Raw genomic sequence first — 13916 nt, forward strand, 5'->3', positions numbered from 1 at the left:
CGTTTCGTAATACGTTCAGCCCCAGATCCAACTACTCCTCATATGGCTTCACTAACATCGCCGTCATTGAGTAGCTGGACGCGCCCATGCCGTTATCGAAGGTTTCCAGCTTTAGCGTACCTTCAATCACGAAGGGATACCAAATGCCTTCGACCTCGGCACCTTTCGGGAACTTCACGTGAATCATTTGATTTGGCGGCGGTGGTGGCACGTGAATACACGCCCCCATGTATGGCGCCAGAAAGAACTCTATCAGTTCACCTTTGTCATTGGTCTCCAACGGCACCATATAACCCGCAATACGGATGTGTTTATTTTCGAACTTGTCGACTACCTTGCTGGAGAACATCACTTCCGGCAGTGAGTTCTTATCGAAGGGATTGTCATGACCAATTTCCGGCATCTTTTCCATTGCTTCAATGTCTTCTTCAGGCATCAAATCCAGCCAGTTAATTTCCGTAATTTTCCCGTCGGAGGCTGCCCAAGCCGTTAGAGTCAACATCGTAAATACGACAAATACGAGAGACGAAATGATCTGTTTCATAAGTAAACTTTTCTCTTTAAGTACGGACGGTCAGTCCATCAAACAAACTGTTTTTATACGCTCGCCAGCCAGGAATCAAACTCATTATCAAAGCAGCAAACACAATTACCAGCACAATTCCCGCCTCTTTCAAGTTCGGCGCACTGATCGCAAGGTGAATACCAAACCAATCCACAAAGTAAGAGCTTAATCCATACAAGCTCAAGTACAAAGCAGCCCAGCCCAACAACGCGCCTAACACCGCAATAAATAAGGCTTCATTGGTCAGTAAAAAGAAAATGTGATGAGGCCGCGCACCCACTGCACGAAGAATAGCAATTTCCCGACGGCGCTCCTGCAACGATGACAGCATGGTAATCATCATACCTAACAGAGTACTAAACACGACGAGAGCAGACACCACCAGCAGAGACTTTTCTGCGATGCCAATTAGCTGCCAAAGCTCCTGTAAGGTCAGTGCCGGCATGATTGCCAACAATGCTTCTTCCCGATACTCATTGATCGCACGCTGTAACTGAAACGCAGCCATACGCGATTTCAGTCCGACAAACGCGGCAGTGATGGTCTCCGGTTGCAGATCTTTGCCTTCAAAGTCCTGATGACTGAGTTTCAAACTTTTCGCACTGGGGGAACCACTTTGCCAACCTTCGTGAATGGCTTCAATACCGGCCAGCGATACAAACACAGTGCGATCAGAAGGCGTACCGGTCGGCGCAAGAATACCAACAACTTTGAAGGGAAGATTATCGTGTTTTACAAAACTGACGGTTCCTGCACCATGAGCAATGACGATATTTTCGCCCAATTGATAACCGAGCGTCTTCGCAACATCCGCCCCGAGTACCACATCAAATACCTCGTCAAAGGTGACACCTTGAGCAAAGGTCAGCGACTGTTTCGCACCATATTGAATATGTTCAAAATACGCCGGTGTGGTTCCTAAGACCCGGAAACCTTTATGGGAATCCCCCAATGCAATCGGCACCGACCAAGCCACCGAACGACTGGATGCAATGTCCTGATAGCTCTGCCAACTGATGTTATTGGTGGCGTTACCTATGCGAAAGACACTGTAGAGGAGTAAATTCACCGGGCCAGAACGGGCTCCGATAATTAAATCTGTTCCAGATACCGTCGATATAAAACTTTGCCGTGTTTCAGTGCGAACCTTCTCCACACCGAGCAATAACAACACACCCAACGCAAAAGACAACACCGTTAACACACTGGTTATTTTACGGTTTGCCAAACTCTTCCAGCTCAATGCCCAAAGATTCACAGTGCACCTCCCTGCTCATTGTTCATCGATGTGTTTGACCACCGAACCACATCAGAGATATTCACCTCGCGATCAAACAGAGAGGCCAAGGTGCGGTCGTGACTGACGAAAACCAAGGTTGCACCGTGGCTCTGACACTGGTGAAAGAGCAAGTCGAGATAACCATCACGTGTTTCTTCGTCCAATGCAGACGTTGGTTCATCGGCAATGATTAGCTGAGGTTTACCCGCCAATACCCTTGCCGCAGCCACGCGTTGCTGCTGACCAATGCTCAGGTGAAATACTTGTTTCTCAGCCAACTGGGAGTCAATACCTAGTTCGTCGAGCAGGGTAAACGCATCCTTTTGGGAAATCTTACGTTGTTTGGAAAAGCGTCCGGTAAGCAAGACATTCTCAAGCGCCGTTAAATACGGAATTAAATTGAATTGCTGAAAGATTAACCCCAGATGATCGGCTCTGAAACGATCACGCTGCTTGGCGGACATGCTCTGTAGATCCTTCTGTAATACAGCCAACCGCCCCGTCGTGGCCGTGGTCACGCCGCCAATCAAACTTAACAAGGTGGATTTTCCTGAACCACTGGCACCTTTGAGAAACACCCGTTCTCCTGCCAACACCTCAAGCTGATCGACGTGCATAACAGGTGATTGTTTGGACCATTGAAATTCCAGCCCCGAGATTTCTAATACGGTCTCTGATAAAACTGCATCTGACATGGCGTACTTTTTTAACCCTGGTTGTCCTGAGCAATCCGCTGAGCAATCCAGATTGACGAAGCATTGCTCGCTGTGAACTGACATATGAAAACGGCAGGACACTACTCCTGCCGCATGACAATAAGATGACAAGACAAGTGTGCGACGAATGGACGGACTAGCGCAAGTCCATGCTTGGTTGGTTAGGAGTCAATTCTGATTTTTTCACCGCCGTCTCACCAAACCAATTGGCTTCAATCTCTTGTAAGGTCGGCACTTGCTTAAATAACAGGATATTCAGCTCTGCAAGTTCAGAAGGATCAGCACATTCAACGTGATAGGTGATCTCAAACTCACTGTGTCCGTTCTCTTCCTCATGATCATGCTCTTTATGCGTGCGCTCGTCATCGTGATCTTGGTGCATACCGTGATGTCCATCATGCTGACCATGCTCTTCATGATGATTATTTTCTTCGTGGTGCTCATGGTCATCGCCTGACAACAGTGCACTTTCAATGGTGGCCTGTTCAAACTGACAGTGCGCTTCCTCATTAAACGACACCACGTTCTGCCCTTGTTGTAAGAAGGCATGAATTATTTCGATTTGGTCTTTCTGCGCCTGAGTTTCAGGCTGGTGCTCAAACCCCACCATATCCATTGCCGGTATTTCAAACGACAGCTCGACCTCATTTCCTTCCTGAGCTGCATTCAATATCGCATGGCCGTGTTCATGCGCCTGATGTTGACGTAGCCCTTGTTGGCTTAGGTCTGGTTGTGTTGGTTCTGGTTGTGTTAGCTCTGCGAACACGCCATTGGATGCCATCAGCCCAAATAACCCTGCCATGCGAACGGCTCCCGATAAAGACACAGATCTCTTTAATTTCATCGATGAAAACTCCAAAACATCTCAATATTTTAAATATGTTATAACATAACATTTTAAGAAGAAACAACAATGCACAGGAAAGATGACAAACAAGTAACAGCAGAATGACAGACAAGAGTTATTTTTCGATGGAGAAGTTATTTAATTCATTAAGATCCAAAGTAAAGGGCACCACTAAATCTTCCAAGCCATACTCAGCCAAGACGTTTACCCACTCTTTATTGTGCGGTAATGAGGAGATGAAAAAGTTGAGCAACTCTTCCATGTACTGATACTCAGGCGTAATCAGAATATGGCGACTGTACGAGTCCTGAGGAACAAAGGATTGATAAAAAGAAACGCTGGGGTAATCCGGTTTAACAAAGTTAAAAGCGGTTTGAGTAATGATGATGGCGTCCACTTTGCCCTCAATCAATCGTTTCAGGTTGGTCCGGTCATTGATAGCGTTACTACGCAATATCTTGCCCTGATCCACTAACTGATTTACCCCGTGATAATAATGTCCGGGTAAACCACCAATGTGCTTCCCAATCAGCGACTCCGGCTCAACGTATTCCATAGGGGATTTGGACAAGGACACTACAGCATCGTTATCCCAGTATATGGGAGCAGAGGCAATGAAATACGGCTGCTCAAACAATCGCTTAAACCAAAGTAGATTGGCCCACAGAATCAACCCTTGCTGCCCATCTTTTAGAATTTGATTCAATTCCGGGCGAGCGATCGGTTGTAGCCTGAAATAAATTTTTAAATCAGGGCGCCGTTTTCGGAAGAACTCATTGAGCTGTTCCACCAAGACCAGAGAAAAGCCTTTCTTCGAAGCGCCTTCCTTGAAATAGAAAGGCTCCCAGTTGTGGTAATGGTAGACAGGAATGTACGTAACCTGGGAAGCATGAACGGAAACCAAAGGCACACTCAAACCGATTAGCACCCACAGCAGAAATAAGATCGAATGCAGTTTCCTGGCCCCTGTTTTCATAAGTCTCTCACAAAAATGAGTCACTCTCCCAGTTTAGTTCAGGATCAGCTCACAGAGAGAATTTCAATCAGGGTATCTTGACCAGGCAACATGATTTCATCACCTTCAAATGCCCCGAGCAACTGTCTAGCCAAGGGGGCCTGCGGGGTTAATAGCTGAATAATCTCACCGTCGACATTGCACTCCAAGCCACCCGCACAAGGGCCAATAAAAAATGCTTTGCGCGCGTCAGGGTATTGAAGGTGCACCAAGGCCGTTAAGGCGATTTCATCTTCATCGGTGAACGCCCTGAATACCTGCTTACGATAGGTTTGAATCATTACTTCCAAGTCAAAGACTCGTTGAGACTGCCCATGCGCTAAATACGATGCTTCCAGCCCAACCGTATCGTATTGGGTTTCAGGCTGGCTCTGCTCATGAATGGCCAAATCTCGGGCTTCATTAGCGGCTTTGATGGCGAGCTGAAGTTGATCTTCGAGCTTGAGTAAAATGGCGTGACGGAGGGTTTCTTTGTTCATCCGCAGAGTGTATCAGGAAGTCAGGAAAGAGAAACACATTCTCTTTCCTGGTCAGACAGTAGAGAAAAGAACTGAGGGCTTATTTTTCCACAAAAGCACGCTCAATGACGTAATGCCCCAACTCACCACCGCGAGTTTCTTTGAAGCCTCGGGCATTCAGCATGGTGGTTAATTCATCCAACATGGCAGGGCTACCACACAGCATGAAACGGTCATTCTCAGGGTCAATTTCCGGCAAGCCTAAATCCTCAAAAATCTTACCGTTGTTGATCAGATCCGTCAGACGGCCCTGGTTCTTATAGTCCTCTCGCGTTACCGTCGGGTAATACTTTAGCTTCTGCTGAATCTCCTCACCAAAGTACTCATTTTTCGGCAGCTCGTTCTCGATCAAATCCTGATACGCTAATTCAGACACATAGCGCACTCCGTGGGTAAGAATTACATTATCAAACTGCTCGTAGATCTCATGATCTTTAATGATACTCAGGAAAGGAGCCAACCCGGTGCCTGTGCTTAACAACCATAGATTACGCCCTGGCAGCAGATTATCCGCAATTAAAGTTCCCACCGGCTTGGTGCCAACCAGAATCTCATCACCCACTTGTAAATTTTGTAGACGAGAAGTCAGTGGGCCGTCTTGTACCTTGATACTGAAGAACTCCATCTCTTCTTCATAATTGGCACTGGCAATACTGTAGGCACGTAATAAAGGTTTATTTTCCACTTCCAAGCCAATCATAGTGAAAAAACCGTTTTTAAAACGTAATCCCTGATCACGGGTTGTCTTGAAGCTGAATAAAGTGTCATTCCAGTGATGAACGCTGGTTACGGTTTCTCGGATTAGATTGCTCATTAGGTGCTCCTTGTTTGTTCAGTGCTGGCGATCTATTACTCGCCTAAATCACAGCGTCATACCACCAGTTACTCTACAAAGGTCTCTCTGGGTATACGCTTGCATTTGCTATGCTTTTAACTGTATTCTTCGACCAATAATCTGTAAAACAGATAATTCATCTTTTATATATCGGATTTACAAATAATGCGTTATACCTTTCGCCAACTTGAAGTCTTCCTTGCTGCCGCCCATTTTCAGAACATCACCAAGGCGGCAGATAGCCTATCAATGTCTCAGTCCGCTGCCAGCAGTGCATTGAAAGACATCGAATCGCAATTCGACCTGCCCTTATTCGATAGAATCGGTAAGCGATTACAACTTAATGAGCAAGGCCGATTAATCCGGCCTAAAGCCGAACAGCTTATCGAGCAAGCGAAGGAACTGGAGCGAATCATGGCGCAGCATAAAGACGCCGGACACCTCAAAGTGGGCGCAACACTGACCATAGGAAACTATCTGGCTGTCTCGACCATGGCGGAAATGATGCAGGAACAGCCTGATGCCGAAGTCAGTCTTTCGGTGGCAAACACCTCTGAGATTGGCCAAAAAGTACTTAACTTCGAAATTGATATCGGTCTGATTGAAGGGGAACTGCAACATCAGGATTTGGATGTAATTCCTTGGCGAGACGATGAACTGGTGGTGTTCTGCGCGCCAGAACACCCCTTTGCAGATCAACTGCAACTGACTGACCGTCAACTTAAGGAAGCGGAATGGATTTTACGCGAAAGCGGTTCTGGTACACGCCAAGCCTTTGATCGGGCTATGCACGGTGTCCTCCCTGAGATTCAGGTCAAACTGGAGCTGCAACACACCGAAGCCATTAAACGAGCAGTGTCCGCAAATCTCGGCATTGGCTGTCTGTCCAGAGTGGCATTGGAAGACGCATTTAAACGTGGCAGCCTGATTCCACTCCCTGTGCCCCACAGAGACTTCAGCCGGAAATTTTACTTTGTGATTCATAAGCAAAAGTACCGCAGCGCCGGCATTGAACGCTGGATGGAACTCTGTCGTTCCAGCTTCTAACAAATAACGCTACCAAAGCGAGTTACATTTGGCAGGAAATCGCACAAATTAAAGCCCTCTGTTACTGCGATTTCCTACACAAAAACCAAGCTTCTCGTGAAGATTATTTTTCCCCTTATGCTTTACTTAACAGAAGGCAACGCATGAGGGATCGATTATGCAAAAACCAATAACTATAAGCCTGCTTGTGACCATAGCCGCCGTACTTGCTACCTGGTTCATGCTCTTCCAATCAAAAGCCATTGCAAACAAGTCATTACCTTCTGACCTATACGGACACATCACGCCATTCCATTTGCCGGACGCAAATTTGGCGACTCAAGCCCATCACAACACCAACTGGATGGATCTTGCTAACAAACCTTTATTTATCACGACCGGTTTTACCAGCTGTACAAATAGCTGCCCTATGACCATGTCGTTTTATCAACGCCTTTCAAAGTCTGTAGGCAATGAAGCGACCTTGGCTTTTTTAACCATAGATCCGGACAAAGACACGCCGGAACATCTGGCAAACTATTTATCTCAGTTCGGGCCGGATTTTGTCGGGGTTCAGATCGCCAACAAGAAACAACTCACAGATACCCTGCAAGCGTTAAAGCAAAGCTTCACATTAAGCCAGCTCAGTGAACTGCTGGAACATCAAAGTTACGTTTATTTGATGCATCCAAAGGTTGAAGGGTTATTGGTATATACCGATGCCAGCCCCGATCCAATGAAAATCCGGGAGGATTTATTGAAACTGGATCGGTAATGCATTGTGATGCTGGATAATGGACTGCGGCGTTAACAATTAACTCAATTGGAATTTATTCAGCTGACCGCTTAGCTGATGAGTCACAGACTGCAGATGCTCAACCTGCAGATGAATGTTTTTAGCGCCACTCACCGTCGTATTAGTAACGGACTCAATACTTCGAACACAGTCAAAAACACTTTCCGTTTTATCCGCTTGTCCATAGGCTTCTTGTTCGATCAACTGATTACTTTCCGCCAGTTCAGTAACCGATCTGGCAATCTGAGAGAACGAAGATTGAGCTAAATCCGCATGTTCAACAGATTCTTCTACGTGAGCCCGACTCTGCTCCATCGCTGTGACCACTGAATTAGTCAGCTCGGCAAACTTATTGAGGATGTCACCGATTTTATCGGTAGCCTCATGGGTTTTACTGGCGAGACTACGAACTTCATCCGCAACGACCGCAAAACCTCGACCTTGTTCACCGGCCCGCGCTGCTTCAATGGCCGCATTCAACGCCAACAGATTGGTTTGCTCTGAGATACTTCTAATGACTTCTACAAAACCACTGATGCTGGTGCTGTCTTCTGCCAGTTGATTTACTTGAGTGGAAGTTTGCTCCACATCCCCTGCAATGACTTTCGTGGAAGAAATAATTTGTTCGATGGAGGATCGACCTTCATTCAACACCTCTTCCGCATGTTCCGATACTCGCTTAGCGGTTTGTGCACTCGATAACACCTGATCCGAAGACGCTTTAAGTGTTTCAACTTCCGACATTACACGAGAACTTACTTGTTGCTGCCCGTTCAGAGAACTGCACGCTGTTTCCGTTTGGTATTTAAACTCATCCGCCACCTGATTCACTTCTGAGGTAGCTTGCTTCACATCAGAGACAATGGAAGAAAAAGTGGCTTGCATGTTGTTGAAACTGGCAGCCATTTGACCAATTTCATCGTTACAGTCTTCCACAACCCGAATGTTCAAATCTCCTTTTTCAGCCGCTTGTCTCATGGCTTTTTTCAGCACTTTGACATGTTGATGCACGAAGGAAATCAGAATCTGGGACGCCCCCATCACCAAGCACATCAGGACGAAAACCCACAACGCATAGCCCAAAGCCTGATCAGAGAAATATTGCCAATACTCGGCAGACGCGACTTCACCATTGGGATGAACTTGGTTAAAACTGCTGGTAATAGCGTAAATGGAAAGAACGCTCATCCCGATAAAGGAAAAACAATTGACCATCCAAAACTTAAATCTAAGCGGCATATCTACTATGGTGCGATACATACTGTCGAACTCTTATAGTTAGTTACAGAATTGGAAAAGATTGTATTAACAAATGAAAACAAACACTTAGTACAGCCAACTTCAAAAAAACGAGAGGCCAATACCTCAAGATGTTTAGGCTAACTTAAGAGTTATCGGCGCCCACCAGTGGAGCTTGAGGCCACGCTATTATTAATAGTAATTCATTCCCTGCACTGATCTTCATCAATAACACCAGCCCCCGATCTTCGTAGAATAACCACTTGTCGATAAAAGACGTAATGCATTTGATAATATTTATCATTTGCAATATTATCTCCACCCAAGTTAATTGATCTCTATGTATGAGGCTTGAATTATGTTCGTATGTCTTTGCAACCAAGTTACTACGCACGATATTGAACAAGTAATGGCAGAAGGCAATCTTTCTTTTGATCAGGTTCAGGAGCAACTGGGCGTTGCTAATTGCTGTGGTCAATGTGAAGACTTCGCACGTGAGTTCATTTCTGAAAAAGCCTCGGAACAGAAAGCAGACCTATTCTACGAAGCAGCCTAATCAGGGCTGCTTTTCTATTGCACATCAACGCTCTGATCAGGACTGACTGGTCAATAAAGCACTTCTTTTTCTCACACGATCAGAACTGGTCATTTCCTCCTCGTTGGGCTCGTATCTTGTAAACGGTCAGTTTTTGAGACTTTTTCTCCCATAGAACCGCCTACCACTTATTCTAAAATACGCTAATCTCCTACTCAGATGACCTCGTTTTATTATTTACACTGGTCAAATTCTTTTTCTGGCCGATAACCCAGAAAAGAAAGACAAAAGCAGTAAGGTAGTGTTTATGCGGATATCAACCAAGCTCATCTTAGGGGCGACGTTACTTGCAGTTATACCCGTTGTTGTTTCCAATTTTCTCGTGGGCACCAAAGCAACATCGACCAGTCACAATGCTCTCGAAATGACCTCTCAAGATCGCCTAAAAAGTGTTAGAGATACCACCAAAGCTCGTCTCGATGATTATCTACAGAATCTGGAAAACCTGATCGTCACACTGTCGGCCAATCCGGGCACGGTTCAGGCCGCGATGAGTTTTTCAGGTGCATTTAAAGACCATACAGCCCAAGCCGGATTATTCGGCAAAACCGATGAGTTTAAGCAAGACATTAGCGGCTTTCTTTCCAGCGATTTCCAAGGCCAATACCGCGCCTTAAACAATGGTAAACAGGCTCCGGTTCAGAACTGGGTATCCCAGATGAGCGAAAAAGCCCTGGAATTCCAAAGCATCTTCATTGCAAAGAACCCGAATCCTTTAGGGGAAAAACATAAACTCGTCGATATCAAAGACTACACAACCTACGAGCAATTTCATGAGATGTACCATCCGATGATGGTCCAATATCTGGAGACCTTTGGCTTTTACGACATCTTCATTGTTAACCCCAAGAATGGTCAAATAGTTTACTCTGTCTTCAAAGAAATTGACTTTGCTACCTCGCTGGAAACAGGGCCATTTAAAGACACGGGCATTGCAGAGGTTTACCGACAAGCCAAAAGCGCGCAAGACCCAAACTTTATCGCCTTTACCGATTTTGCCCCCTATCCGCCTTCGTATGAATCTCCGGCGTCGTTTATGGCGTCCCCGATTATGGATGGCAATGAGACCTTTGGTGTTCTTATTTTTCAGATGCCACTGAACATCATTAATAACATCATGACACACGACAAGAATTGGTCGAACGTAGGATTAGGTAGCTCAGGGGAAACCTATCTGGTCGGTAAAGACTTCAAACTACGTAGCGACAGTCGCTTTTTACTGGAAGACATTAATGGCTATACCGAGGCTCTTTCAAATTCAGGTCTAGCTCAAGACACGATCGACCTCATCAAAGCCAGAGAATCCAGCATTGGTCTTCAAGAAGTTAACAGCGAAAGTATTAAAGCCGCACTCAATGGCGAACAAGGGTTCAAACACATCTTTGATTATCGGGACGTTGAAGTGCTTTCTGCCTTTACGCCACTAAAATTCAAGGGCATCACTTGGGCATTAGTTGCCGAAATTGACGAAGCCGAAGCGTTCGCAAGTGCCAATGAAGTCTCCAGCACCATTATTACTAACGCCATCATTGTATTTGTGATTGTGGTGATTATTGCGGTGGCAAGCAGCTACGTGTTTTCAAGATCTCTTAGCAATCCCATTATCCGCCTTAAAGATCACCTAGAAACCGTAGGTAATAACGCAGACCTTACCTTAACGCTGACAGCCACCGGCAAAGATGAAATTGCCGACATCACCAACAGCTTCAACGGCATGATGAGTCAGTTCCGGGACAGTTTGCACAAGGTCGCCGATGCCTCACAACAATTGAGTACCGCCGCCTCCCAAACCATGTCGGCTACCGAGCAAACCGTTAATCGAGCACGGGAACAACTTGATCAAAGCAACCAAGCCGCCACCGCGATGAATGAAATGACAGCCACAGTACAGGAAGTGGCTAACCATACCAATGAAGCAGCCGAAGCCACCAATCAAGCCAACAGAGCAACGCAAACAGGTCAGGCCAATGTTGATGAACTGATCAGAACTATTGAAAGCCTGGCGGCTCGCTTGAACTCCGCTGGCGAAGTTACCGATCGTCTGGCAAAAGAAAGCGAGCAAATTAATACCGTGGTAGATGTCATCCGAAGCATTGCCGAACAAACCAACCTCCTGGCGTTGAATGCGGCCATTGAAGCAGCAAGAGCCGGGGAACAAGGTCGGGGCTTTGCGGTGGTTGCCGACGAAGTCCGCTCCCTTGCAGGGAAAACTCACGACTCAACCCAAGAAATCAATCAGATGGTAGAAGCGCTTCAGAAAGGCTCCAAAGACACTGTGGATGCCATTGAGGCCAGCCTTTCAGAAGTACAGTTGGCGGTTTCAAAAGCCGACGACGCAGGCAGTTCATTGAATGACATTACAAACTCGGTGAACACAGTGAATGAAATGAACCTTCAGATTGCCACCACAGCGGAAGAACAAATCTCGGTGTCAGAAGAGATCAATAAAAACATCACCCACATTGCTGAAATGGCAGAAAAAACCGATGTCGATGCCAAGGAAACATCAGAGTCTGCGCTCGCCGTGGCCGATCTGTCCGAGCAGCTTTCCAAACTGATTTCCCGCTTTAAAATCTGATTTCCTTCTAGTCTCTTTCCGAATGCAGGGCAAAACAACCCTGCATCGGTTCGTAGTGCCCTGGCAGACCACGACTACCGTGAACTAGTATTGATAGACGGATTCACGACACGAAATCCATACACAGCACTCGATAAAAAATAACAATAAATACGCTGGACAACCTCATGACACTAAAAGCTTCGTTCAACTCGCTCAGCGATTCGCTGTGCTTTGCGTCGGCCATAACACCATTGCTGCTGACTGTTTTAATAACGTCAGGCTGCCAAGAAACAGAAACCTCAGCTCCACCCCACGGTTCTCAATCGACGGTTTATGACAGCGCTCCCCAAACACACGGCACATCCATCGGAGTAAGTACTCCCTCACCGTCCAAGACCATTGCCCGGGTAAATGGCTATCCGATTGAGCTGAGCGAAGTAGATCAGAAGATTCGTTTTGAACTGCATGACTTAAATTGGCAAGCATACCAATTGCGACAAGCGGCACTAAACAAGCTGGTGCAAAAACAAGCGGATACCGGATCGCAAACCCAAGCCCAGTCAAAACAACAAGCCATAGAGAATCTGCTGACACCGCCGATTCCTCCGGTAACCGAATTACCCAAGAGCAGTGTCTCAGCAAAAGGCCAGATACATGCGCCACTCTCTGTCGCCGTGTTTTGCAGCTTCCAATCCCCGCACTGCAAACGTATGCAACCTGTCTATCAGGCACTTGCTCAACAACTTGGCGATCAAATACGGTTTGAACACTTTGATTATCCGCTATCGTTCCATCGCAACGCCCGCCCTGCTGCGAATGCTGCACGCTGCGCCAATAGCTACGGTAAGTTCTGGGAATATTCAGACGCGCTCTATGCTCATCAGGACGATCTCACTCCTGAACGATTTCTTTCCATCGCCACACAACTCCATATCAACACACCCGAATTTAAAGCCTGCCTTGAGAATCTGGAATATCGAGAGTATGTGGAGCAAGACGTTACCTTTGGAGAAAGCCTGGGCTTGAGCAACGTGCCCATCACCTTTATTAACGGCCTTTACATCAAAGGGCCGGCATTACTTTCAACGCTGAACTTTTACAGCCAATACGCGCTGTCTCAGGTGGCAGATCAAGCGCTATCCAAAGACCAGAAAAGAGACAAACAACAGCAAATAGAGAAAAGTCAGCTACCTCTAAGATTGGTAGCCATTAATTTAGCTAGTGATGCAGAACACTCAACGGCTGTGATTGAACTGATTGACGACGAATCTCAGGCTTTGTTCCGGAACAACCAACCCATTCAATTCAGTGACTATTTCAGTGAACCTCCGATCTTGGTAACCATTGAAGCCCAACGTGTATTGATCAAACATCAAGGCGTATTATCCTTCTTATCATTAACCGCCCCATCCTCAGATACAGCCTCGAACGCTCAAAACACTACCCAAAAGGCCACCGCTGTCACCTCAACAGGCACCTTCAACGAGGATCAGCAAACAAACCAGGATTCCCTGGAGTTATACCCGGAACGTCGCTTTAACGAAGGAAATCGAGAACTGCCGGTGACCACACTGACGCCCTTGTCGCGCGAGTGGTTGGATGAGCAATTAATGAATCAATCGCAATTGGAAGAACACTTCCAGCCTGCCTCTCACAAGGTAGAAGGCCAGAGTCTGCTCAAACTCAGCGATGTACAGCAACAAGAGTTTTATCAAACCCTCGGCCTGCAAGAAGGCGATGTGGTGCTTAGGGTGAACGATGCCTGGGTTTATGATGGGCAAAACACACTCTGGGAAACACTCGATCAGGAAAAGGATGTCACCATTCAGCTGATACGACACGGTTTACCGGTACGTTACGATTACAGTGTTCAGTAACCCAAACAGGACATACCATTTATCCATGTATGGCAAATTTCCTAAGGT

General features: G+C 46.4%; 13 protein-coding genes. 5 read left to right on the plus strand and 8 right to left on the minus strand.

What is annotated here, in order from left to right; all coding sequences use genetic code 11:
• Positions 1-31 precede the first annotated feature (31 nt).
• From QQL66_RS15770 to QQL66_RS15800, 7 genes are all read right to left on the minus strand, one after another.
• Positions 32-544 (minus strand): DUF3299 domain-containing protein, encoded by a 513-nt coding sequence (locus QQL66_RS15770; protein ID WP_284382691.1) that lies wholly within the window; start codon positions 542-544, stop codon positions 32-34.
• A gap of 16 nt (positions 545-560) precedes the next feature.
• Entirely contained in the window at positions 561-1823 is a 1263-nt protein-coding gene (locus QQL66_RS15775) for an ABC transporter permease (RefSeq protein ID WP_284382692.1), read from the minus strand.
• On the minus strand, positions 1820-2623 hold the full coding sequence (locus QQL66_RS15780; RefSeq protein ID WP_284382693.1) for an ABC transporter ATP-binding protein: 804 nt from the start codon (positions 2621-2623) through the stop codon (positions 1820-1822). The genes QQL66_RS15775 and QQL66_RS15780 overlap by 4 nt, the downstream gene beginning before the upstream one ends.
• A 73-nt stretch (positions 2624-2696) precedes the next feature.
• A complete protein-coding gene (locus QQL66_RS15785) occupies positions 2697-3404 on the minus strand; it encodes a DUF2796 domain-containing protein (protein WP_284382695.1) in 708 nt (235 codons plus the stop codon).
• A 118-nt stretch (positions 3405-3522) separates the two neighbouring features.
• Complete coding sequence (locus QQL66_RS15790) at positions 3523-4383, minus strand: type 2 periplasmic-binding domain-containing protein (RefSeq protein WP_284382696.1); 861 nt, start codon at positions 4381-4383, stop codon at positions 3523-3525.
• A gap of 44 nt (positions 4384-4427) precedes the next feature.
• Positions 4428-4901: a transcription elongation factor GreAB gene (locus QQL66_RS15795; RefSeq protein ID WP_284382697.1), complete on the minus strand. Its 474-nt coding sequence runs from the start codon at positions 4899-4901 to the stop codon at positions 4428-4430.
• A gap of 79 nt (positions 4902-4980) precedes the next feature.
• Positions 4981-5754 (minus strand): ferredoxin--NADP reductase, encoded by a 774-nt coding sequence (locus tag QQL66_RS15800; RefSeq protein WP_284382698.1) that lies wholly within the window; start codon positions 5752-5754, stop codon positions 4981-4983.
• A 186-nt stretch (positions 5755-5940) separates the two neighbouring features.
• Between QQL66_RS15800 and QQL66_RS15805 the strand changes: the two genes are divergently transcribed.
• Positions 5941-6822: a LysR family transcriptional regulator gene (locus tag QQL66_RS15805; RefSeq protein ID WP_284382700.1), complete on the plus strand. Its 882-nt coding sequence runs from the start codon at positions 5941-5943 to the stop codon at positions 6820-6822.
• A 157-nt stretch (positions 6823-6979) separates the two neighbouring features.
• A complete protein-coding gene (locus QQL66_RS15810; protein WP_284382703.1) occupies positions 6980-7576 on the plus strand; it encodes an SCO family protein in 597 nt (198 codons plus the stop codon).
• 39 nt (positions 7577-7615) lie between these two features.
• On the opposite strand, the gene QQL66_RS15815 is transcribed toward QQL66_RS15810, so the two are convergent.
• The gene (locus QQL66_RS15815; RefSeq protein ID WP_284382704.1) at positions 7616-8857 is read right to left on the minus strand and encodes a methyl-accepting chemotaxis protein; all 1242 of its coding nucleotides are present in this window, start codon (positions 8855-8857) and stop codon (positions 7616-7618) included.
• A 337-nt stretch (positions 8858-9194) separates the two neighbouring features.
• Between QQL66_RS15815 and QQL66_RS15820 the strand changes: the two genes are divergently transcribed.
• The 3 genes from QQL66_RS15820 (at position 9195) to QQL66_RS15830 (ending at position 13868) form a co-directional block, all read left to right on the plus strand.
• Positions 9195-9392: a (2Fe-2S)-binding protein gene (locus QQL66_RS15820; RefSeq protein ID WP_284382706.1), complete on the plus strand. Its 198-nt coding sequence runs from the start codon at positions 9195-9197 to the stop codon at positions 9390-9392.
• A 286-nt stretch (positions 9393-9678) separates the two neighbouring features.
• Positions 9679-12009: a methyl-accepting chemotaxis protein gene (locus QQL66_RS15825; RefSeq protein WP_284382708.1), complete on the plus strand. Its 2331-nt coding sequence runs from the start codon at positions 9679-9681 to the stop codon at positions 12007-12009.
• 167 nt (positions 12010-12176) lie between these two features.
• Positions 12177-13868 (plus strand): thioredoxin domain-containing protein, encoded by a 1692-nt coding sequence (locus QQL66_RS15830; RefSeq protein WP_284382710.1) that lies wholly within the window; start codon positions 12177-12179, stop codon positions 13866-13868.
• The last annotated feature ends 48 nt before the right edge of the window (positions 13869-13916 follow it).

The sequence above is a fragment of the Litoribrevibacter albus genome, from assembly GCF_030159995.1.
GTDB lineage: Bacteria > Pseudomonadota > Gammaproteobacteria > Pseudomonadales > Litoribrevibacteraceae > Litoribrevibacter > Litoribrevibacter albus.